This is a genomic window from Paracoccus alcaliphilus (genome assembly GCF_028553725.1).
Taxonomy (GTDB): Bacteria; Pseudomonadota; Alphaproteobacteria; order Rhodobacterales; family Rhodobacteraceae; genus Paracoccus; species Paracoccus alcaliphilus.
The window spans coordinates 226,086-246,312 of record NZ_CP067127.1; the positions used below are offsets into that span (position 1 = coordinate 226,086).

Annotated in this window: 24 protein-coding genes and 1 pseudogene; 6 read left to right on the top strand and 19 right to left on the bottom strand. The window is 60.6% G+C overall.

Annotated features, from left to right (window positions below):
• Positions 1-42 precede the first annotated feature (42 nt).
• On the bottom strand, positions 43-396 hold the full coding sequence (locus JHW40_RS23150) for a hypothetical protein (protein WP_090610323.1): 354 nt from the start codon (positions 394-396) through the stop codon (positions 43-45).
• Between the two features lie 118 nt (positions 397-514).
• Here JHW40_RS23150 and JHW40_RS23155 point away from each other — a divergent pair.
• Both JHW40_RS23155 and JHW40_RS23160 read left to right on the top strand, forming a co-directional pair.
• Positions 515-973, top strand: a pseudogene (locus JHW40_RS23155) (TonB-dependent receptor plug domain-containing protein); the annotation flags it as partial.
• 164 nt (positions 974-1,137) lie between these two features.
• Positions 1,138-1,569: a hypothetical protein gene (locus tag JHW40_RS23160; RefSeq protein ID WP_090610322.1), complete on the top strand. Its 432-nt coding sequence runs from the start codon at positions 1,138-1,140 to the stop codon at positions 1,567-1,569.
• Between the two features lie 166 nt (positions 1,570-1,735).
• Here JHW40_RS23160 and JHW40_RS23165 read toward each other — a convergent pair whose 3' ends face one another.
• The 12 genes from JHW40_RS23165 to JHW40_RS23220 form a co-directional block, all read right to left on the bottom strand.
• Positions 1,736-2,239, bottom strand: a complete 504-nt coding sequence (locus JHW40_RS23165) for a P-loop NTPase family protein (RefSeq protein ID WP_211657196.1) — start codon at positions 2,237-2,239, stop codon at positions 1,736-1,738.
• A gap of 135 nt (positions 2,240-2,374) precedes the next feature.
• The gene (locus tag JHW40_RS23170) at positions 2,375-2,788 is read right to left on the bottom strand and encodes a hypothetical protein (RefSeq protein WP_090610321.1); all 414 of its coding nucleotides are present in this window, start codon (positions 2,786-2,788) and stop codon (positions 2,375-2,377) included.
• A gap of 522 nt (positions 2,789-3,310) precedes the next feature.
• Entirely contained in the window at positions 3,311-3,988 is a 678-nt protein-coding gene (locus tag JHW40_RS23175; protein ID WP_139208094.1) for an alpha/beta fold hydrolase, read from the bottom strand.
• A gap of 145 nt (positions 3,989-4,133) precedes the next feature.
• On the bottom strand, positions 4,134-4,769 hold the full coding sequence (locus tag JHW40_RS23180) for a class I SAM-dependent methyltransferase (protein WP_090610320.1): 636 nt from the start codon (positions 4,767-4,769) through the stop codon (positions 4,134-4,136).
• 154 nt (positions 4,770-4,923) lie between these two features.
• On the bottom strand, positions 4,924-5,202 hold the full coding sequence (locus JHW40_RS23185) for a hypothetical protein (protein WP_244519092.1): 279 nt from the start codon (positions 5,200-5,202) through the stop codon (positions 4,924-4,926).
• A gap of 157 nt (positions 5,203-5,359) precedes the next feature.
• Complete coding sequence (locus JHW40_RS23190; RefSeq protein ID WP_090610318.1) at positions 5,360-7,129, bottom strand: alpha/beta fold hydrolase; 1,770 nt, start codon at positions 7,127-7,129, stop codon at positions 5,360-5,362.
• 812 nt (positions 7,130-7,941) lie between these two features.
• Positions 7,942-8,100, bottom strand: coding sequence for a hypothetical protein (locus JHW40_RS23195; protein ID WP_170851710.1), 159 nt, complete (start codon positions 8,098-8,100; stop codon positions 7,942-7,944).
• Between the two features lie 106 nt (positions 8,101-8,206).
• Entirely contained in the window at positions 8,207-8,923 is a 717-nt protein-coding gene (arsH, locus tag JHW40_RS23200) for an arsenical resistance protein ArsH (RefSeq protein WP_090610317.1), read from the bottom strand.
• Positions 8,920-9,996 (bottom strand): ACR3 family arsenite efflux transporter, encoded by a 1,077-nt coding sequence (arsB, locus tag JHW40_RS23205; protein WP_090610316.1) that lies wholly within the window; start codon positions 9,994-9,996, stop codon positions 8,920-8,922. The genes arsH and arsB overlap by 4 nt, the downstream gene beginning before the upstream one ends.
• Positions 9,997-10,024: 28 nt before the next feature.
• Positions 10,025-10,453 (bottom strand): arsenate reductase (glutaredoxin), encoded by a 429-nt coding sequence (gene arsC / locus JHW40_RS23210; protein WP_090610315.1) that lies wholly within the window; start codon positions 10,451-10,453, stop codon positions 10,025-10,027.
• Positions 10,454-10,462: 9 nt separating this feature from the next.
• Complete coding sequence (locus JHW40_RS23215; RefSeq protein WP_090610314.1) at positions 10,463-10,999, bottom strand: arsenate reductase ArsC; 537 nt, start codon at positions 10,997-10,999, stop codon at positions 10,463-10,465.
• Positions 10,992-11,294, bottom strand: a complete 303-nt coding sequence (locus tag JHW40_RS23220) for an ArsR/SmtB family transcription factor (RefSeq protein WP_244519096.1) — start codon at positions 11,292-11,294, stop codon at positions 10,992-10,994. Before JHW40_RS23220 ends, JHW40_RS23215 begins: the two co-directional genes overlap by 8 nt.
• Between JHW40_RS23220 and JHW40_RS23225 the strand changes: the two genes are divergently transcribed.
• The gene (locus JHW40_RS23225) at positions 11,178-12,407 is read left to right on the top strand and encodes a DMT family transporter (RefSeq protein ID WP_272849143.1); all 1,230 of its coding nucleotides are present in this window, start codon (positions 11,178-11,180) and stop codon (positions 12,405-12,407) included. The genes JHW40_RS23220 and JHW40_RS23225 overlap by 117 nt on opposite strands.
• Positions 12,408-12,519: 112 nt before the next feature.
• Positions 12,520-13,320, top strand: a complete 801-nt coding sequence (locus JHW40_RS23230) for a PhzF family phenazine biosynthesis protein (protein WP_090610311.1) — start codon at positions 12,520-12,522, stop codon at positions 13,318-13,320.
• A 170-nt stretch (positions 13,321-13,490) separates the two neighbouring features.
• Here JHW40_RS23230 and JHW40_RS23235 read toward each other — a convergent pair whose 3' ends face one another.
• The 6 genes from JHW40_RS23235 to JHW40_RS23260 form a co-directional block, all read right to left on the bottom strand.
• On the bottom strand, positions 13,491-14,123 hold the full coding sequence (locus tag JHW40_RS23235) for a LysE family translocator (protein WP_090610310.1): 633 nt from the start codon (positions 14,121-14,123) through the stop codon (positions 13,491-13,493).
• A 144-nt stretch (positions 14,124-14,267) separates the two neighbouring features.
• A complete protein-coding gene (locus JHW40_RS23240; RefSeq protein WP_090610309.1) occupies positions 14,268-14,705 on the bottom strand; it encodes an NUDIX hydrolase in 438 nt (145 codons plus the stop codon).
• 185 nt (positions 14,706-14,890) lie between these two features.
• The gene (locus JHW40_RS23245) at positions 14,891-15,901 is read right to left on the bottom strand and encodes a purine-nucleoside phosphorylase (RefSeq protein WP_090610308.1); all 1,011 of its coding nucleotides are present in this window, start codon (positions 15,899-15,901) and stop codon (positions 14,891-14,893) included.
• 29 nt (positions 15,902-15,930) lie between these two features.
• Complete coding sequence (locus JHW40_RS23250) at positions 15,931-16,161, bottom strand: hypothetical protein (RefSeq protein ID WP_139208093.1); 231 nt, start codon at positions 16,159-16,161, stop codon at positions 15,931-15,933.
• 128 nt (positions 16,162-16,289) lie between these two features.
• Complete coding sequence (locus JHW40_RS23255; protein ID WP_090610306.1) at positions 16,290-16,991, bottom strand: helix-turn-helix transcriptional regulator; 702 nt, start codon at positions 16,989-16,991, stop codon at positions 16,290-16,292.
• 144 nt (positions 16,992-17,135) lie between these two features.
• The gene (locus tag JHW40_RS23260) at positions 17,136-18,128 is read right to left on the bottom strand and encodes a zinc-dependent alcohol dehydrogenase family protein (RefSeq protein WP_090610305.1); all 993 of its coding nucleotides are present in this window, start codon (positions 18,126-18,128) and stop codon (positions 17,136-17,138) included.
• Positions 18,129-18,270: 142 nt separating this feature from the next.
• Between JHW40_RS23260 and JHW40_RS23265 the strand changes: the two genes are divergently transcribed.
• Both JHW40_RS23265 and JHW40_RS23270 read left to right on the top strand, forming a co-directional pair.
• Positions 18,271-18,663, top strand: coding sequence for a winged helix-turn-helix transcriptional regulator (locus tag JHW40_RS23265; protein ID WP_170851709.1), 393 nt, complete (start codon positions 18,271-18,273; stop codon positions 18,661-18,663).
• 63 nt (positions 18,664-18,726) lie between these two features.
• Positions 18,727-19,743, top strand: coding sequence for a zinc-dependent alcohol dehydrogenase family protein (locus tag JHW40_RS23270; protein WP_090610304.1), 1,017 nt, complete (start codon positions 18,727-18,729; stop codon positions 19,741-19,743).
• Positions 19,744-20,227 lie beyond the last annotated feature (484 nt).

Here is a 20,227-nt window from a genome sequence, read left to right on the forward strand (position 1 = left end):
GTGGCCGAAGATGGGACGTGAAGGCGTCCAAGAGGCTCGGGGTTATTCAGACCTCATGAGTTTCGCTAGGGTGAGATCAAGCAGATTTAGATAAGGATCGCCAGCGAGCATGACTCCGAGATCGTGGGTCACCGGCTGAAAATTTACGTCAAACGAAAGCCGAGAAGAGGAGGGGGCTAGCAGCGGCTGCGTGGCCAGCGCCGCGATATGGGCGGCCAGCGGTGCCCAACCGACGGCCAGCACGGTGATCATCGTGCAGATGGAGCTTGACCCCATTAGCGCTTCGGCGACTATGCCCAGCCCATCGCCATCGACGGCAGCAAAACCGGGCTGATCCCGCTGCGACAGCCAAAGGTTTGGCAAGCCGTACGGATGAGAAGTATTCTCTGCAATCATCCGACGGACGGTAGGGTCGCATGATCGAGCGAAGTGCCTTGTGCTGTATCGGCGATTTTGGCATTGAGTTATGTGATGTTATCACGTATTTGATCCCGCGATCTTTCGGGAGACGCGCATGGCTCGACAATTCACGATTCGAAAACCCCTGACCCTTGCTTCGCTTCTGGCAGGCGTGGCCTGCGTGGGACACGCGCAGCAATCCGATACACCGTTCCTTCTGGATCCGATCGTCATCACCGCCACGCAAGGAGAGCGCAGCCAGCGCGACGCACCTGCCAGCATCACGGTCATTGACGGTCAGGAATTGCGCCAACGGCCAATGAATGATCTGAGCGACGCGTTGGCCGCCGTGCCGGGCGTTGCCCTCGATGGCATAGGTCTGGGCAATCGCGGCATCAGGATCCGCGGCATGGATACGGATCATACGCTGGTTCTGGTGGACGGGGCACGCATCAGCACTTCGGCGTCAGCAGTGGCTCATTCGGATTACGAACATGGCTGGATTCCCGCCGCCGCCATTGATCGGGTCGAGGTGGTGCGCGGGCCGATGTCCTCGCTCTATGGGTCCGAGGCTCTGGGGGGTGTGGTCAACGTCATCACCCGCCGTCCGGGCGACAGCTGGGAAGGGGCAGTTAACGCCAATGCCACGGCCCCGGATGACGGAGGGGATCAGCGGTCGGTCTCTATCGCCTGTGCTGCCATACTGCACGAACGTCGGGCATTCCCGGAAAAAGACCGATGGAACATGAGGTGCAGAATCTGTTCGAGCGATACGCACGCTTCTTCGGGCAATCTCTGGCCGGGGAAATGGATATGGACGAGGCGGCAGCGCTCTATGCCTCGGATTTTATCGCCGCTTCGCCCGCCGGGGTCACGTCCGGCAAGAATGACCACCGGTTCAGGCAGGCCATGGAGCAAGGTTATGCGCATTATCGGGCCATCGGCACGAAGGAGATGCGCATCCGGCATGTCCGCCTCTCACCGATCGACGACTGCCATTGCGTCGCTCATGTGGCCTGGACGGCGATCTATGCCCGCAAGGATCAGGACGCTGCCAGAATTGATTTCGACGTCCACTACCTGGTGCAGGTTCTGGATGGCGAAGCGAAGGTTTTCGGTTGGGTGTCCGGCGACGAGCAGGCACTGCTGAAGCAGCATGGCATTGGCTGAGGTCCTGTCCTGCATTGCTGCCGTGCTGGCAACCTGCTCAGGCAGGAAGCGTTGAAAACGACCGATTTCGTTTGACCTGCTGACCTGCCACAGCACCGTGTCAATGACCGCGACAGCGTCAGCACCGTCATTTCAGTAATTGCGAGGAGGATCAGCAACCAAGAGCCTACTCGGGCAGTCTGCCCAGATAACTGGTGATCTCATCACGGCTTTTCAGGCGCACCTTTGAGCTCGGAAAAGCGTCATAAAGAGCCAGATGGGCGGCAAAACAGCTTGTGTTGCTGCGGGTGCGATAACCTGCCACCCATTCCAAAAGGTCCTCAAACGCCTGCTCTGAACCGCCACCCTGTATACCACGAAGCCTGACATTCTGGATGCATTCTTCTTCGGGTATGTCCAGCCAGATCATTGTCGTGGCACGGGGCACAACGATCCTGGCAAGCCAGCCGTAAACACCTTCCATCAACCATTGCTCAGCATTGCCTGCCTCCGCGACTTCGCGGGCGACAATCTGGTTGTCGCGAGCAACGCCGTAACGGCCCGGCTGCCAGCGCAGATCATCCATATGTATCACCGGCAACCTCAATCGACTTGCAAGCCGGCCTGACAGCCAGGTCTTTCCGCTTCCGCCGTTGCCGACGATCAATATCCTGTCCAGCTCGTCCGCCATATTCGCCTCGTTCAATAACGGCAAAGTCCCAAACCTTTGCATGCGACTGGACCGGCATCAACGGGGGACTTCGTTCCGCAGGCAAGCCCTGCTAGCGTTAGTGAAGCAACCCCGCCATTCCGCTTTGCGCCTGGTTCAGCCGCCGGTTGCGATGCTGGCGAAGCATCTGGCCAATTCCGGCGGTGATCCCTGATCGGTAGCCCATCTGGCGACCTCGCCAGCCTCCGATGGGTCCGCCATGCCGCCCCAGATTCCGTAAAACAGCTGCTTGGTGTCTTGCGCCTGATAGAGGAAATATCCCACGCCATCGGCATCGGGAATTTCCGCGCCGACGATGGTCCAGGGCGCCTGTTGCAGGACATTGACGATCGTCACCTGTGCCGGGTCTGGCGGCGCGGACAGAGCGCCGGTGACAAAGGCGCGAAATGAATTCCTCTCGTTGGTATTGTCGATCCGGTTGACATGGTCACAGGCACCGGACGCATGCGCGACCGGCGCGAAAACAAGAGAAGCAGCTAAATAGAAAGGATAAGCCTTGAATGATATCATGTCGTCTATCCTCTGGTGGGTAGGGAGACCTGTCCGGGCAGCCTACGAAATTTTCTAGCAGATGTGGCTGAAAAATTTCTGCCGGACTTTCAGGATGGCAGGCGGAACATGGATGGCCAGGTCCTGTCGAGGCAATGTAGGAATTGGACGGAAGTCGGCGACGGATGCTTACGGACACCTGCGCATCCTCGTCAGCCTGATCCTCAGCCTAAGCAGCGCGCGTGTCCTCACGGGGGGCTGTCGCAACGCATCCGGTCACCCATCCGTAGCGAAGAGATGCCTGCCCAGACGGTCTGGACGTCGTCATCCTGCTGAGCGCTGTGCATTTCTGGTGATGAAATTCACCTTGCTGCGCATCAGCGACCGGCATTTCGGAGCCTACATCATCGTGCTCGGCTACGCCTCGCTTAATGTCGGGCCAGCCAGGCAGGCCAGACCTGCCCCCTCAGATGGCGCCCCATGTGGGAAGCCAGCATTCAACGGCCTTGTGGCGCTCGACGCGAACGAGCCCAGAGCGGTCATTCATCCAAGAGATGAGATGAATTGTGCAATACGCTCAGCGGCTTCTTCTGGTTTCGTTTGCAGAACGAAATGGGGCGCTTCAATTGGCAAGAGTGATTGGCAGTGCCCATTGAAGTCCTGCGATATCGCTATCGGAACCAACCGGTCTTTAGTTGCTCGCAGATACGCGCAGGGCACGCTTATTTCGGATAATCTTTCCCGCAGGTCGACTTGCGATACCGCTCGCAAACGATCGACAAGAGTGCTCAACGGGACTTCTCGCAACACCGACCTATAACTGGCCGCAAACGCGTTTGAAGCTGCTTGTCCGGTAACGAAGGGCCTGCTCACAACTGCGATCATACCCGGAAAATGCGGAACGTATTTCAATAAGCTCAAAAGATTCTGCGGCAACTTCCTTGGTGCACGGGCAAAGCTGGCGACAAAGACGGTCGCCAGCAAACCTCGTGGACGCTGAGCTGTGATATCAATCGCTACCGGTCCAGAAAAAGATTCGGCGACGATCACATAATCATCCTGCCGCAGGCGAGGGCCAATCCATTTGCGGATCTCTTCATAAGAGGTCATGTCCAGTGGATAGGAAACAATCTCAACGTCGAAATTTTTACGCAAAGATGCAGTAAAATCTGACAACAAGCGGCCTGTGCCGTCGAGACCTGGAAGCACCACGATTTTCATGGCTCGGAAGTATCACACTTGGCAACAGAATTAAAACTGTATCTGCAACGCCCGCTCCGTCCAGACCGCGACCGATCTGCTACATCGACGCGAAAGAGCTTGCGGAAATATTAGGCAGATGACGGGGATCAACCGGATGGCCGTATCATCTCTTTCGCGCCACGATGTAAGGCCGGAACCCGCTACCCTTTGTTGCATGGTTTTCCATGGCAAGTATCTCGAAGCCTGCGGTCGATATACGCTGCTTCAGTTCGGTTTCCCGGAAGACGCCCACATAGGGGGCCTTTCCTATCGCGCGCATCACGGGCAGGGCGAACTTGATCAGAACGTTCATATCGCCGATGCAGGGTGTTTTCGATACAAACAGGCCCTCCGCCGCAAGCAGAGCGTGAATCTGGCTCAACGTTCCGGGCAGGTCGCGGACGAGATGAAGGTAGTTGAAACCAAGAGCGGCATTGAATCCGGATGGCCCGAATTTCACGGATTCGGCGGTGGCGGTATCGAAGACAAGGCCCGGCACGGGATTGCCGGCATATCTTTCATTCGCGATGGCGATCATCTCCGGCGATATATCCGTCGCGAGATAGCTTTTCACGCCAGCCGCAAGACGAAGCGCCGTTGTTCCCGTTCCGCAACCCAGTTCCAGCACCCGGTCATCCGGTGCCAGAAGGCCGAGGGCACGGTCGAGGGTGCGCTCATACCCGGCCTGATCCGCAATCGCACTCCGGGCATATTTTCGTGAGGCCCGATCCCAGAAACGGGCATCGTTCGTTGTGCTCATTATTCCAAAATGATCTTTGTCTCGATTGGATCAGTGTCGCACGACACGGTAACAGGGCAATGACCTTCTTGTCCCCATCGTCGCCGGCTCGTTTCATCGGCGCGAAGACGCCGAAAGGTGGCCCGTCACTGCCAAGAGGCAGGGATGTCAAACGTCAGCAATTCGGACATATCCTGAGCTTATTGGCCAGCAACCGGGACTTGATGTAATCGAGGGCGCCGAGCGCCATTTCGGCGCTCACCCGGGCATCCAGGGTGCGGCAATGCCCCATCGAGACCCGGATCAACTGCTTGCGCACCGTTTCCAGCGAAACCTCGCCACCATCCGCCAGCAAGGCGATGACGATCTGCCCGATGGTGAAGGCTGCCATGTCCGGGCTGGTCACGTATTCCGGTGCCTGGCGGCCTGGCCGCATAATGCTTGCGTCGCTCATCAATCCCTCATTGCATCGCGAAACCGACAGTCCGAAGACCTGCCTGGCACCGGTCATGACAAGCTGAACAATTCACTACCGCATCGACCACATGCCTTGAATGGCGGCTCTAGCGGATGTCGAACCGCCTCGTCATACGCTGATTGGTGTATGCGCCTCAGTTTCGGTGTGCCGAGGCGATGATACGATCAAGGATGAGGTCATTGCGCTGGTAGAAGACCAGTTCGGCCGCATCGGGCACCGGCTCGACCGTGATCATGGGATTGACCTTTTCCAGCTGCCTGCACGATGCAAGGTCGATGCCGGCATCCTCGAGAGGCGCCAGATATCGCATGGGGATGGCAAGCTCCCGCAGCGCGCTGTCCATGCGATGGCGCGAAAGCTGCAATTCCCGCACGAAGGTCGCGTGACCCTGTTTCAGCAAATGCTCACAGGCGTTTCGGATCAATGCCGTCCAATCGGGATTACGCACCGTTTGCTGGTTCAGCGGCGTATTGCGGAAGGCCCGTTCCAGATACCAGTCCAGGCCGTGCTGGCGCATCATCCTGTGCCCGGATTTGGCCATCAGTTCGGCCACCCAGGGCGCGCTGTCTGCGAGGTGCAGCAGGGTGCGCTGAATCTGCGGCAGACGCCGGACTCCCGAAGGGTCGATCCCGGACGAGAAACCGACCGCAAGGATTCCGTGGAAGCGCGAGGGATCCGCGACCGCCTCGACCACAAGCGGCAAGGTGCCGCTGGCCAATCCGACGCCAAGGCAGGGGCGGTCGACGACCTGATCGAGAAAGGCCCGCAATGCGATCAGATTGTCGCTCATCACGTCAAGCGAAGGGTCCATCGTGCTGTTCCCGTGACCGGGGCGTGACGGAACATAGAGGCAGATGCCGGCATCGCGCAGCCGGGCTTCTCCATCGCCGGGCAGCAGATAGGTCATCGGCAATCCGCGAAGCATGACCACCGGCACGCCCCGCTTCGCGCCCATCCAGGTCCATGCGATCTTGCGTCCATCGGGCATCGCAATCAGCTTTTCACGGCCCAGGGGATCGTGCCAGACAGGGGCTTCGCCCCGAAGCCCGACATGTTCGCGACTGGCGATCATGGCCAGCAGACGCATCAGGTCGATATTCGACGGCGCGCCCATCTTGGCCATGATCGTCTTGATCTGGGTGCGCACCGTCAGCAGCGATACGCCTCGTTGGGTCGCGATCGATTCGAGGTTGCGCAAACGGAAGAACAGATGCGCGACTTCGGATTCAGCCTGCGTCAGGCCGAAGGCCTGTTGCAGACGATCCGCGATCCGCGATCCCCAGGCGATTTCCAGAGAGCGGATGGCGATATGCGCACCGCTCTGGCCCGGCATGCGGATCAGGTAGGCCTCGGCCAGGAAGGATTCGCCATAGTCCTCGGCGACGGGCAGGATCGTCAGGATCGCCTGTGCCGCATTGCCCTGACCGGTGGCGGCGCGCAACAGCGCGCGATAGTCCTCCAGAGAATTGGGCGCGATGACGCCCGCGTCCATGAACGCGCCCTGTCGTTTGCCGAAAGCGCGTTCGCCCGCAATGTTGATGACCGCGACATTGCCGCCCGGAGACAGCACCATCGCCGGGCCGGGCACTTCGGAGACCGCCAGTTTCAGCGGGTCACTTTCCGTCGGGAGGTCCAGCTTCTCCAGGGTGGTGCGGAAGGTCAGCAACTGGCTGAAAAGACCCCTGGAGACTTTGGGATACGCGACGTTTCCACCGGGCACTTCCAGTTTGGCCTCCCAACTCGCAACCATTTCATCGAAGGCATGCTCGTCGATGATCGAGCGATAGGTGCTGGCGATGATGTTCAGATCGATATCGTCATCCGAATCACGGCCTTTGCTAAGTTGGGGCGACAGAAAGAAGCTCTGATCGGCCAGTGGCGTCCTGGATTTGGAATCGGGCACGACCGGACCTCTCTCACGCAGACCATCACGACATTGCATTTTGCCCGGCAGCGTTCAACCGTGACGGGCATGGCAGCGGAAGGAGGCCTGCAGGGAGGCTGGGCGCTGTGCCCATGAAATCACTGATCTGGCGGGCTGTCACGAACAGTTGGTTCAGGCGATCGCTTGCCGGTCATATCCTGCATCGCCCTGCGGATCTCAGGGAAATCCGGCGGTCGCTCGCGCCTTCGGGGTGCGGCCTATACGGGAAGTCATCCGTAACGGGCATACTCTCGACCTCTGGCGGGAGCAGCGATACCCCGACGAAACGCGTCGGCAGCTGATCATCCTGAGTCGAACCATGTATCCTTCGGCACTGCCAAAACTGATGCCTTCAGGAAAGACCGATAGTCGCGGCCTGACGGTCGAGGTGATTTGCCAAGGTATTTGCATCAGCTGCCCAGCACTCCAGGCGATATGACGCGCACGCGAGTTGCGCGCCGAACAACCTGACGCTCCGCATCAGCTATTCCATCACTGTCTACGGCAAAGAGGACCCGCAATCTTCGCGTCGAATTTCGCGATGCGCCGCGGCAAGTCATCGAACTGTTCAAAACAGAGCCATGCCAAACGCAATCAGTCGGCCTTCTCGCATCACTTGTCGGCGATGATGCCGAGTTCGGCGGAACCATATCCCCTACATGACGCTTATTTGCTCATTTTGTCTGGACGAATCAGTTTTGATTGCCTAGCTCGCCGTTCCTTATCCAGAAAGGCCATCCATGACGATCATAGAAGAACACATGGTCCGCTTGCTTCAGGCTGTGGAGGCCTCAAATGCTTCTCCGGCGATCGGAGAAATACTGATCGACGCAATCCGTCGTGCGCAAATCCTCGTAGCCGCCGATCGGCTGCGATACGATTTGGCCCGAGAAATCGGATGAGGCATGGGTTTCCGCCAGAAGCAGATGGTCAAAGCGCCGCGCGGTCATCTCGCCTGGTTCAGTTGTTCGTGTCAGACTTGGCAGGCAGCTCTTCATCGCACGATACGCCTGCGTGTCGGATCATCACTCTAGGCGATACCGGTCCTACCCGCCATCATGTCGCGGCCTTCAGGTTCACCCGTTCCTCGAGTGCGACCGTGGTTTCCTTTCGCTCGCTGTAGCGGTCGGTCAGATAAGGCGAGAGATCGCGGGTCAGCAGCGTGAACTTCACCAACTCTTCCATCACGTCCACCAACCGGTCGTAGTAGGGCGAGGGTTTCATGCGGCCTGCCTCGTCAAATTCCTGATACGCTTTGGCAACCGAAGACTGGTTCGGGATAGTCAGCATCCGCATCCAGCGGCCCAGAATGCGCATCTGGTTGACGGCGTTGAAGCTCTGAGATCCACCCGACACCTGCATGACCGCCAGCACCCGCCCCTGCGTGGGCCGGATCGCGCCAAGAGCCAGGGGGATCCAGTCGATCTGCGATTTCATCACGCCCGACATTGCCCCATGCCGTTCGGGGCTGGTCCAGACCTGCCCATCGGACCACTGGCACAGCTCGCGCAGTTCCTGCACCTTCGGGTGCCTTTCGTCTTCCCCATCCGGCAGGGGCAGGCCATATGGATCGAACACCCGTGTTTCCGCCCCGAAATGGCGCAGCAGACGTTCCGCTTCCAGCGTCAGCAACCGGCTGTAGGAGCGCGCGCGCAGTGAGCCATAGAGCAACAGGATGCGCGGCGGATGCGTGGCACGCGGCAGGTCGAAGCACCGAAGGGTGGGGATCTCCACCGAGGCGGGGACAAGGTTCGGCAGGTCCGGCAGGGTCATGTTTTCACCTCCTGAGCCGTGGCTTCATGGGGAAACCATCGCCGCCCGAGCCGCAGCGCAACATGGACGAGCAGGATCAGCGCCGGCACCTCTACCAGCGGTCCGATCACTGCCGCGAAGGCCACCGGCGAGGCCAGTCCGAAGGCGGCGATGGCGACCGCGATCGCCAGCTCGAAATTGTTGCCCGCCGCGGTGAAGGCGATGGCCGTCGTGCGGGGATAGTCAGCTTCGATCAACCGTCCCATCGCAAAGCTGACGAGGAACTGGATGACGAAGTAGAGCGCCAGCGGCACCGCGATCCTGAACGCGTCCAGCGGCAGGCGGACCACATCGCCGCCCTTCAGGCTGAACATGGCGACGATGGTGAACAGCAGCGCCGTCAGCGTGATCGGGCCAATGCGCGGCAGGAAAGCGGCCTCATACCAGCCTTCGCCCTTACGGGCGACGAGGACTCGCCTGGTAAGGAACCCGGCCGCGAAGGGGATGCCAAGATAGATCAGCACCGCCAAGGTGATGGTCCGGAAGCTCACGTCGATCACGCTTCCCTCCAGTCCGAACAGCGGCGGCAGGACCGAGAGGAAGAACCACGCATAGATGGAGAAGAACAGGATCTGGAACACCGAATTGAAGGCGACCAGCGCCGCGACATACTGGCCGTCGCCTCGGGCCAGCTGGTTCCAGACCAGCACCATCGCAATGCAGCGCGCCAGGCCGATCAGGATCAGACCGGTCATGTATTCGGGATGGTCGCGCAGAAATATCACCGCCAGCGCGAACATCAGCACCGGGCCGATGATCCAGTTCTGCACCAGTGACAGGACCAGCACCCGCCGGTCGGCAAAGACGCGGGGCAGCTCCTCGTAGCGCACCTTGGCCAGCGGCGGATACATCATCAGGATCAGGCCGATGGCAATGGGAATGTTGGTCGTGCCGAGCGACAGCGCATCGAGCGCGCCAGGAAGGCCGGGGAACAGCGTCCCCAGCAGAATACCGAGCGCCATGGCTGCGAAGATCCACAATGTCAGCCAGCGGTCGAGAAAGGACAGCCGCGAAGGCGGCGTCGGGGAGGTCATTGATCTGTCTCCGGTCAGGGTCAGGCGGTTATGATGCAGGCGTCACGGGCTGGCCGTCGTCGCCCACCACGGCTTCACCGTCCTCTTTCGAGAACGCGCCTTGTTGCGGGGGCAGAAGATCCAGCACCGCCTCGGATGGGCGGCAGAGCCGCACGCCTCTGGGGCTGGCCACGATGGGCCGGTTGATGAGGATCGGATGGGCCATCATCGCATCCAGAAGCTGATCCTCGCTCAGCGCCGGATCGCCGAGGCCAGGATCGGCGTAAGGCGTGCCCTTCTCGCGCAGCAGGTCGCGGGCGGTGATCCCCATGCGGGCGATCAGTTGCACCAGCAGCTCCCGGCTTGGCGGGCATTTCAGATATTCGATCACATGTGGCTCGACCCCGGCATTGCGGATCAGGCCAAGCGTGTTTCGGGACGTGCCGCAATCGGGGTTGTGATAGATGATGATGTCCATGATCCGCCCTCAGGCCACATCCGTCCGGGGCTGGGTCGCGCCCTCCGATTGCCCGATCTCGCGCAGTCTGGTCGTCAGGCTTGCGCGGTTCAGGGTTGTCATCGGCAGGGCGGTGAAGACCGGGATCCGGTTCTTCATGATGCGCAATGTATCGATGAAGGCCATTTCCCGTTCCAGACCCGTGCCGGTGGCAACGGCCGGATCAGGCACGCCCCAATGCGCCGAGATCGGCTGGCCGGGCCAGAGCGGACAGGTCTCTCCGGCGGCCTGGTCGCAGACCGTGAAGACGAAATCCATCACCGGCGCATCCGCCCCGGCGAACTCGTCCCAGCTTTTCGAGCGCAGCCCGTCGGTCGGATAATGGAAGTTCTCCAGAACCCTCAGCGCGGTCGGATGGACCTCGCCCTGCGGCTGGCTGCCGGCCGAAAAGGCCCGGAACCGCCCCCCGCCATCCTGGCGCAGGACGCTTTCGGCGATGATCGAGCGTGCCGAATTGCCGGTGCAGAGAAACAGCACGTTGAGCACGCGGGGGGATTGGTCAGGCATGAGCTTGATCCTTATCGGGTTCGCAGGAGCAGGACAGCGCGGCGACGACCGGGGCGCAGATCTCGGGTCGCCCCTGGCAGCAATCGCGCATCAGGAAGGCGATCAGGTCGGACAATGCCTGATAGGTGACGCTGTAGATGATCTGCCGCCCCTCACGCCGCGACGTGACCAGCCCGGCATGTTCAAGATGGCCGAGATGAAAGGACATCCGCGAGGATGTGGCCCCGTCCATCGCCTCGCCGATGGCGCCGGCAGGCAGGCCCTCCGGCCCCGCTGTCACCAGCAGCCTGATGATCCGCAGCCGGGTTTCCTGAGACAGCGCCGAGAAGGCGGTAAGCGCCCGTTTCTCTTCCATCGAATCAACCTCTCAATAGATATCGATCTATTAACTGAAGATTCCGGCTATGGCAACGTTTCTCGTCGTGACCTGCCGTCATTGCCAGCGCCTGAATGTTCCCCTAACGTTCCAAGGGGCATGCAGGAGGAGACCCGGATGTCGCAAACCAGCCTGCAAGATCAGCGCGGCGACAACATTCCCCTTGCGGTGGGCACTATCATCCTGACCGTGCTGGCGCTTTCCCTGGGCGATGCACTGATCAAGATGACGAGCGGCAGCTTCGTCATCTGGCAGATCTTCGTGATCCGTTCGCTTATCGTCATTCCGGTTCTGCTGGGGGTTCTGGCGTCGAAAGCACAGGGAAAATTCCGGTTGCCAGATGCGATTCCCTGGGTCGCCCTGCGCAGCCTGATGCTGGTCGGCATGTGGGTCTGCTACTATCTTTCGCTGCCGGAACTGACGCTTTCGGCGGCTGCCGCCGCTTATTACACGCTCCCGATCTTCATCTCTCTGTTCTCCGCCCTGTTCATCGGAGATCGCATTTCGCGCGCCGGCTGGGCGGCGGTATTCATCGGCTTTTCAGGCGTCCTGCTGATCCTTCGCCCCGAAGCGGGGGATTTCAACGCCTATGCGATCCTGCCCCTGATCTCGGCCATGCTCTATGCCGGAGCGATGATCCTGACCCGCACCAGATGCCGCCAGCAGGATCCAATCATGCTTTCGCTCGCCCTCAACATCAGCTTTGTCATCGTCGGTGCCCTGGCGGCAGCGGTCATCGCCTTGCTGCCCGAGACGATGCGGCAAGGGTTTCTGCTGGCCCCATGGTCGGACATGGGCCCCTCCGAATGGATATCCATGACCCTGCTGGCGACGGCGATCCTGATCGGCAGCATCGGCGCGGCCATTGCCTATCAGAACGGACCGCCAGCGATGGTCGGGACCTTCGACTTCGCCTATGTCGGGTTCGCCGTCATCTGGGGGCTGGTCTTTTTCGCGGAGGTGCCGGATGCAATTTCGTCACTCGGCATGTTGCTCATCGTCGGAGCCGGTATCCTGTCCTTACGGCGATGATCCAAAAACCGCACCGCGACCAGTCTGCTAAATCGCAGCGAACGAGCCAGTAGCCGCCGGTCGGAAATCCCACTAAACTCCGTAAGAGTTCTGCCCAACGTGGGTTTTTCCTATGCGCATGTATCAGGTCGATGCCTTTACCGATCAGCTTTTCGCGGGCAATCCCGCCGCTGTTCTGGTCCTTGAAGATTGGCTTTCTGATGCCCTGATGCTGGCGATCACGCAGGAGAACAACCTTGCCGAGACAGCCTTTGTCAAACCTCGGCCGGATGGCGCGTGGGATTTGCGTTGGTTTGCCCCCGCGCATGAGGTGGATTTCTGCGGACATGCCACGCTGGCAACCGCGCATATCCTGTTTACGAAACAGGGTGCGGATTCCGATCTCGTCTTTCATACCCGTGTCGGTGAGCTGCGGGTATCGAAAGAGGCGCATGGTTACCGCCTCGATATTCCCCGGCTGTCGCCCGAAGCGGTCGAGAGGCTACCGAATGAAATCGCGGATATCTTTCCAACGCCACCCACCAGCATTTTCCGAAACTTCGAGAACATCTTCGTGGACCTTGGCAGCGCCGAAGCCGTCCGCAGCTTCGTGCCCGATCTGACTGCAATCGCCAGGCTCGGCCCTGTCGGTCTTGTGGTAACAGGGGCAGATGCCGAAGAGGCATCAGCGGACTTCGTCTCGCGCTATTTCGCACCCGGTGCTGGCATTCCCGAAGATCCGGTCACGGGGTCCATCCATGCAACACTTGTGCCCTATTGGGCCGCGAAGCTGGGCCGCGACAGGTTGATGGCCTTTCAGGCTTCGGTGCGTGGTGGCTGGCTGGACTGTGAGTTGTCCAAGGAGCGCGTCCTGCTGTCAGGCAATGCTGTGACCTTCATGGAAGCTACTATTTTCATGCCGGAGGCGGCCTGATCCGAACGTCCGCTGTCCGCTTGCTCCAGCATCGCTAGAGCGCGCACCAATGGCGCCGGTGCCGCGGAGCGGCTTCGTCCATGGGCCGGCCTTACCCTGCTCGGCGGGCCCGCCAACATGTTGCCCGGAGCCCATTGCCGCCGTTCGGACCGGGGGCAACCCACAAGGCTTCAGCGTCGGGTCTCGGTGATCATCCGGACGGCCAGAGCGGCCAGCACTGTTCCCATCAACCAGCCCTGCACCACGGTCCAGACCGGGCGCTCCGAAAGAAATACCGCGATGCTTCCGGCGCCGATGGCGATCATCGCGTTCACGCTGACGCTGACAAGGATCTGCGTCATCCCGAGGATCATGGATTGAGCGAAGATGCTGCCATTTTCGGGGCTGATGAACTGCGGCAGCAGCGACAGATACATCACGGCGATCTTAGGGTTCAGCAGGTTCGTCAGAAAGCCCATCAGAAACAGCTTGCGCGGTCCATCCGCAGGCAGATGGCGGACCTGAAAGGGCGAACGGCCGCCGGGCTTCACCGCCTGCCAGGCCAGATAAATCAGATAGATCGCCCCGGCAAATCGCAACGCATCATAGGCAAAGGGCACCGCCATCACGATGGCGGTGATGCCAAGCGCTGCGCAGATCATGTAGAAGACGAACCCCAATGCTACGCCGCCCAGAGAAATCAGCCCCGCCGTCCTGCCCTGACAGATCGATCGCGAGATGAGATAAATCATATTGGGGCCGGGCGTCATCACCATCCCCAGTGAGATAGCCGCGAATGCGATCAGGCTGGTGAGGTCAGGCACAACGATTACCCCAACGGAATTGCTCGCTCAACTGAAACAGGAAATTGGAGCGTAAGGCAATTACCGCTCCGTCTGGCATCGTTACCATCCTGGCAATGATATCCAGGGCGGGGAGAGGATGTGCCGAATATCCCGGATCGCCCGTCACGCCAACAACGCTGCCTGTCTTGCCACCGCCGCAACGTCGCGGCTCAGAATGAGGGAGGATTCCATGTCCTGTATGGGGACCCATTTCGCGTCCATCGCGTCATCATCGGCGACGGGTTCGCCCTGCTGCCACTGACATTGGACCGCGATCAGCACGAAATGCTGCCGAAGACGGCCATCTGCGAAGCGATCATAGGCGTCGACCGCATCGATCACCTGCCGTGCGACGGCGCTGACACCGGTTTCCTCCAGCAATTCGCGCTCCGCGGCAGCCAGCAGAGATTCCCCGAACTCGACCTTGCCGCCGGGGAAGCCCCACAGCCCCGCATCCGGAGGGTTGGCGCGCTGCACCAGCAGGGTTTGACCGTCCCGGATGACGATAACCAGAACCGCCGTGATCGGACGGGCAGGAAGGGAAACATGAACATCCGGCATGCCCGTCATGATATCGGATGCGGGACAGGATTCACAAGAACAGCTGTTCATCCCGGGCTGCACCCGGGCAATCAGAGCGCTGCCATGCCCCGTGGCGATCCGGGGTCCAGGAGACCGCATCCGCCTGATACCCTGTTCGAGCATCGGTTAAGCGATGACGCGGGCCAGAAGCGAGCGCCTTTCGGTCAGTCTGCCACCACTGCCGGAACGCCGTCCTTCCATGCCTCCCAATCCGCCACGATCCGATCGACCAGGGGCGCGCCGACCAGCGCGATATTCTCGACGGTTTCCGCAAATCCACCGGCCGTCTCTCCCGGCGCGGGATCGAGATGCTGGAGCGTGGTCTCGTCCGGGTGGCCCTGGTCGAAGTTCACCGACCCGCGGATCGCCGCGATGCGGTCGGTGCCGTGCAGCCGGTTGATGACCTGCGCGATGGCGTTGTCCTCCATCTCGGTAACCAGATAATCGTCCGCCTCATAGAGTTCGGCCATGTATTGCGCCTCGTCCGACAGGCCGGGGCCGTGGAAGAACGTGTCGCCGGTCATATGCGTGCCCACCTTCACGGAAGGCGCAGCCTGCGCGGCGGCATCCGGATAGCGCATCCGATAGGTCTGCGCCTCTTCGGAATCCTTCAGCGCCACATCTGAGGACAGCTCGATACCCCAGGCCACCAGGTTGGGATTCAGCTCATGAACCCGATATTCCTCATAGCCCTTTCGCGGCATGAAGACCGGCTCGCCGGGCTCTCCTTCCTCGGGCGCCCATCTGTGGCCGAGGTCGTAGTCGATCAGCCAACTTGCCCAGACCACATCGCCGATGGTTCCCCGTGACGGCGGCGTGCCCGCCACCCCGGTGATCAGGTAATAGGCATCCGAGAAATCATAGGCCGGATTCAGCAGGATGGCCTGCATCGAGGCCGCCGCGTTGACCTTGCCCATGCCCAGCACCGAGCCGCAAACGCCCTCGTCATTGCAATGCACCGGGGCGATCGCCCCCGGAACCTCCTGCGGTGCCGCGTCCTGCCAGTAGCGCTCATACCAGTGCTGATACTCGCCGGCGCGGTCGCCGCTGTTCTCGCCGATCTCGAACATCGCGCTGATGAAGACCTTCACCTCGATCGGCTCGGCCGATGCTGCTCCGGCAAGTGTAAGCACAACGGCCGAGGTTCCCCACAGGGTTTTCGTGAAGGTCCGCATCGTCTCTCCTGTTCATTGGCATCGTGCGTTCAACTCAGTGTATGCGCAACGCGGGAAGGTGCAAGCGCAGCGAGGGGCTTGCGGCGGAAGAGGACGCCAGAGGTTTCGTGACACTTGCTGAAAGCAGCCGGGTATTCCGCATCCTGATCGAGATCGAAGAGCCGCAACAAGACGACGCCGATCTCGTCGCCGGTTGCATCTCGACGGTTCTGGATGAGGCTGTCCATTAGGTATTCATAAAGTTTGAGATGCTTCTTCATAGCGGGATTTCTGCAATGTGCAGCTGAGCAGATTCCGCGGGGTCAAAAGCGCAGAGACCGCCGCCCTACACCGTGCTGCCAGGCAACATCATTCGCTGTGATCCGCAGGCGTCGCGTGAGGCCAATGATCAGTGGCAGGCCAGGCCCCGGTAGTCGCTCGGGGACATTCCTGCCCAAGCGCGGAAGGCACGGGTGAAATGGGCCGGGTCGGCGTAACCGAGGTTCTCGGCGATCATCGAGATGGAGAGCGGGCTTTCAATTAGCAGGGTTCTGGCGCGTTCGTATCGCAAGGTGCCGATCAGGATGGAGAGCGTCGTGCCGTGGTCGGCGAGCCGCCGTTGCAGACTGCGGCGTGACAGACCAAGGCGGGAGGCGATAGAGGCTGCGCGGGGGGCGCCCGAGAGCACGTCGATCAGCGCTGCGGCGCGGATTGTCGCGAGGCAGGCCGGGCCATGAGGCATAGCGGAGGTGGCGTGGGTCGGCGCGACGAGGGCAACGGCGGGCCGCAGGGCGGCAAGAAGGACAGGTGCGAATTCGATCCCACAGGCCGCATAACCGCACCGGGTCGGCACGCTGAATATCCGTTCAAGCCTGCGGGCACGGGGACGGTCCTGGCCAATGATGCGGATCAGGTCGGGTTGCCAATGCGCGCCAAGATAGCTGCGCAGGCAGTCGAGCAGGTAGCTCGGCTCGACGACTGAACCTGATCGGCCCGGTCGACAAGGCCGGGCCTTTCCCGAGAAAACACCGACAGCCGGAATCCACCAGGATTCCGGCACAAAGGCGTGCTCAATGTCTTGATGCCAGGTGGCGGTTGCCTGTTGTCGCACGGAGCATCGAAGGTAGAGAAGAGCCCTTTGCCGTCATTCATGCGAAGCGCTGCATCACCCCTCGTTTCGAAGCTGACAAGGTGACCTCCCCAATCCGGCCCTCGCCTTCAATGGTAGGCGAGGGGTATGCAAGCGGACCATGGATCAGTCCAAGGAGACGACTATCTTTCCGATCTGCGCGTTGCTTTCGAGAAAGAGCGTCGCGTCCTGGATCTGGTCAAAGCCGAAGATCCTTGAGATCAGTGGCTCGAGTGCGCCCGACCGCAGGCCCTCGTTGATGAAATCCTTCGCCCGGTCGAGGATGGCATCATCGGAAACGATTTCCGTATAGAGATAGCCCTTCAACGTGAGGCTTTTGCCGAGAACGGCAAATTGCGGGAACGGGCCTTCGGACGTGCTGAGCGCGCCGTATTCCAGCAAGATGCCGCCGACGGACATGCACTCGGCCAACTGCGCGATGGCAGGTCCGCCGATGGGATCGAACACCACGCGCGCGCCTTTGCCGGAAGTTATCTCGGCCACCTCTGCCGCGAGATCCATCTCCTCGGTCGGGATCACGTGATGGGCACCCGCAACGCGCAGGGCATCGGCCTTGGCGTTGCTGCGGGTCGTAGCGATCACCGTCGCTCCAACGCTGCGAGCGATCTGAATGGCGGCGATGCCGACACTGCTCGATGCCGCCGAGACGATCACGAATTCTCCGGCAGAAAGCTGCGCCTGCTCGATCAAGGCACCCCATGCTGTGACATATTGCATCCATGACGCCGCAGCCTGTTCGAAGCTCAGGTTCTCCGGGTGCCGGACCACATGGCGAGCAGGCACGTTGATGATTTCGGCATAGGTGCCCCAACGGGCCATATCCAGTGTCGGAATCACGCTGACCGCATCGCCGACGGACATTCCATCGACATTGCCGCCAAGCGCCTTGATTGTTCCTGCGGCCTCGTAGCCGAGCTGAGAGGGAAACTCTGCCTCCTGCAGATATGCGTTGCGTCGAAACATCACTTCGGCGCGGTTCAGGCCGATGGCGCGGACAGCGATCTGCACCTCATCCGCTGTCGGCGCAGGAACGTCGATATCATCAATCTGCAGCACCTCGGGCCCACCGTATTCGTGAAAACGCACTACTCTGGTCATGCTTCACTCTCCTTACATGGTTCGGACCGCGCGGCATGTCGTTGCGCGGTCGGTCAGAACCATCTGGGGAGTAGCCTCCAAAGTTAAAATAGGGTAATAAACTGCATATAGTGTCTAAAAGTATACTGTAAACGAGGCGGGCATGAACAAGGATCGGAATTACGATGAGGTGCCCGGCTGCACGATGTATGCCGCGCTCAATCTCATCAGCGGGAAATGGAAGGGCATGATCCTCTATCACCTGCTAAAGGGGACATTGCGCTTCAATGCGCTGAAGCGCGAGTTGGGCGATTGCTCACAACGGTTGCTGATCAAGCAGTTGAGGGAGTTGGAAGAAGATGGCCTTGTCGAGCGCAAGGTCTTCGCCGTCATCCCGCCTAAAGTCGAATACTCGATCAGCGAGGAAGGCCGGACCCTGGCGCCCATCCTATTCGGGCTGAGAGATTGGGGCCATGGCTGGCTGAGCCGACGCAATCTCGTGGCGCGCGACGACCATCTGGCCGAAGATCGCCCCAAGGTGGCTGCGGGGCATTGAGCCTGATTGGAAAGACACGGAACGGCAAACCATCCTTCGGGGCATCCTGGGCAAAGGAATTACATGGGCATTGACAAAATCGGTGAACGCGTCGTGCGCGTCCATGCTACCGGCGGACCAGAGGTTCTGCGCATCGACCATATCCCGGCAGCCCCGCCCGGACCTGGCGAAATCGGCATTCGAGTTGCTGCCATCGGACTGAACCGGGCTGACGTCATGTTCCGCCGTAATACCTATATCGAAAAGCCGGTGCTGCCATCGCGCCTTGGCTTCGAGGCAGCGGGGCGGGTGAGCGCCATCGGCGCGGGCGTCGAAGGGTTCCATATCGGTCAGAGGGTCAGTGTTGTGCCCGGCGCGCCACTCGGGGCGCATGGCACCTGCGCGGATTGGGTCAATGTCCCGGCCTCGCGGATCCTGCCTTGCCCCGACGACTTCAGTGATGTGCAGGCTGCCGCGCTCTGGATGTCCTACGGCACGCCCTATGGTGCGCTGATCGAGGTTTGCCGCATTCGCGCGGGCCAGCGCGTGCTGATCACTGCGGCGAACTCGACGGTGGGTCTAGCCGCGATCCAGATCTGCCGCGCCGCAGGTGCGAGCCCGATTGGCACCGTGCTGGACGAAAACTTGCGCCTGCCGATGCTGGAAGCCGGTGCGGAAGCCGTGATCGTGACGAAAAGAGAGGGGCTTGCGCAAGGCATGGCACGAGCAGCCCCGGACGGGATCGACGCGGCCTTCGATGCGGTCGGTGGTCCGCAGGTCGCCGAGATCGCTGAGGCAACCCGCCCGCGCGGCACCATCGTTATTCACGGTTCGCTCAGTAATGAGCCGACGCCCTTTCCGCTGAAAATTGCCCTGCGCAGGAACCTGTCCCTGCGCGGCTATTACTATACCGAGGTGACTGACGATCCGGAGGCCCTGTCTCGCGCGCAAAGTTTCCTTACCACGGGCATTGCTTCGGGGCTCATCGCTCCGCGGATAGATCGCTGCTTTTCCCTCGATCAGATCGCGCAAGCGCATAGCTACCTAGAAAGCAGCCAGCAATTCGGCAAAGTCGTGGTCTTGACGCAGCCCAAGAGCTGAGCAGATGCCTTGCATGTGATTTCAGCGATCACTCTCGGGATCAAGGCTCGAAGCTGAGGTCAATAGCGTCTGCTTGGAGTTCGCCATGCGGCCGCAGCAAGACCCTACCTGCTGCGGCAGCAAACGTCTGCTTCGTCCCGCATAGCTGCCGTCCCGGCGCATCGACTCGCAAAGCGCGTAGTAGACGCTAAGCCGCACCTAACTGGTTTACTGGCCTCGTGGAAAGACAACGAATCACCGGCTTAGAGTCGCACCACCGATACGGGTGCCGCACGACAAACAGGCATCATGGTTGAAGGGAGACCGCACTTTTCGGGGCTCTTTGCACCGCTTACGCTTCATAGGGACTGGGTGTCCGCTTTGGACTGATTCCGCAGCTGCCATGCCGCACCACGGTCAGGCCGCGCTCCGCCCTTGTTGTCTCCGTCACTCGCAGCAACAGCGAAGGCGAGAACGGCACTTCTGGAGCTACTGGCGCCGAATG

What these genes read in the sequence shown, in the direction of transcription:
- JHW40_RS23150 (WP_090610323.1), bottom strand. Translation starts at nt 396, where the DNA reads ATGATTGCAGAGAATACTTCTCATCCGTACGGCTTGCCAAACCTTTGG.
- JHW40_RS23160 (WP_090610322.1), top strand. Translation starts at nt 1,138, where the DNA reads ATGGAACATGAGGTGCAGAATCTGTTCGAGCGATACGCACGCTTCTTC.
- JHW40_RS23165 (WP_211657196.1), bottom strand. Translation starts at nt 2,239, where the DNA reads ATGGCGGACGAGCTGGACAGGATATTGATCGTCGGCAACGGCGGAAGC.
- JHW40_RS23170 (WP_090610321.1), bottom strand. Translation starts at nt 2,788, where the DNA reads ATGATATCATTCAAGGCTTATCCTTTCTATTTAGCTGCTTCTCTTGTT.
- JHW40_RS23175 (WP_139208094.1), bottom strand. Translation starts at nt 3,988, where the DNA reads ATGAAAATCGTGGTGCTTCCAGGTCTCGACGGCACAGGCCGCTTGTTG.
- JHW40_RS23180 (WP_090610320.1), bottom strand. Translation starts at nt 4,769, where the DNA reads ATGAGCACAACGAACGATGCCCGTTTCTGGGATCGGGCCTCACGAAAA.
- JHW40_RS23185 (WP_244519092.1), bottom strand. Translation starts at nt 5,202, where the DNA reads ATGAGCGACGCAAGCATTATGCGGCCAGGCCGCCAGGCACCGGAATAC.
- JHW40_RS23195 (WP_170851710.1), bottom strand. Translation starts at nt 8,100, where the DNA reads ATGACCGCGCGGCGCTTTGACCATCTGCTTCTGGCGGAAACCCATGCC.
- arsH (WP_090610317.1), bottom strand. Translation starts at nt 8,923, where the DNA reads ATGACCCTGCCGGACCTGCCGAACCTTGTCCCCGCCTCGGTGGAGATC.
- arsB (WP_090610316.1), bottom strand. Translation starts at nt 9,996, where the DNA reads ATGACCTCCCCGACGCCGCCTTCGCGGCTGTCCTTTCTCGACCGCTGG.
- arsC (WP_090610315.1), bottom strand. Translation starts at nt 10,453, where the DNA reads ATGGACATCATCATCTATCACAACCCCGATTGCGGCACGTCCCGAAAC.
- JHW40_RS23215 (WP_090610314.1), bottom strand. Translation starts at nt 10,999, where the DNA reads ATGCCTGACCAATCCCCCCGCGTGCTCAACGTGCTGTTTCTCTGCACC.
- JHW40_RS23225 (WP_272849143.1), top strand. Translation starts at nt 11,178, where the DNA reads ATGTTCAAGATGGCCGAGATGAAAGGACATCCGCGAGGATGTGGCCCC.
- JHW40_RS23230 (WP_090610311.1), top strand. Translation starts at nt 12,520, where the DNA reads ATGCGCATGTATCAGGTCGATGCCTTTACCGATCAGCTTTTCGCGGGC.
- JHW40_RS23240 (WP_090610309.1), bottom strand. Translation starts at nt 14,705, where the DNA reads ATGCCGGATGTTCATGTTTCCCTTCCTGCCCGTCCGATCACGGCGGTT.
- JHW40_RS23245 (WP_090610308.1), bottom strand. Translation starts at nt 15,901, where the DNA reads ATGCGGACCTTCACGAAAACCCTGTGGGGAACCTCGGCCGTTGTGCTT.
- JHW40_RS23250 (WP_139208093.1), bottom strand. Translation starts at nt 16,161, where the DNA reads ATGAAGAAGCATCTCAAACTTTATGAATACCTAATGGACAGCCTCATC.
- JHW40_RS23260 (WP_090610305.1), bottom strand. Translation starts at nt 18,128, where the DNA reads ATGACCAGAGTAGTGCGTTTTCACGAATACGGTGGGCCCGAGGTGCTG.
- JHW40_RS23265 (WP_170851709.1), top strand. Translation starts at nt 18,271, where the DNA reads ATGAACAAGGATCGGAATTACGATGAGGTGCCCGGCTGCACGATGTAT.
- JHW40_RS23270 (WP_090610304.1), top strand. Translation starts at nt 18,727, where the DNA reads ATGGGCATTGACAAAATCGGTGAACGCGTCGTGCGCGTCCATGCTACC.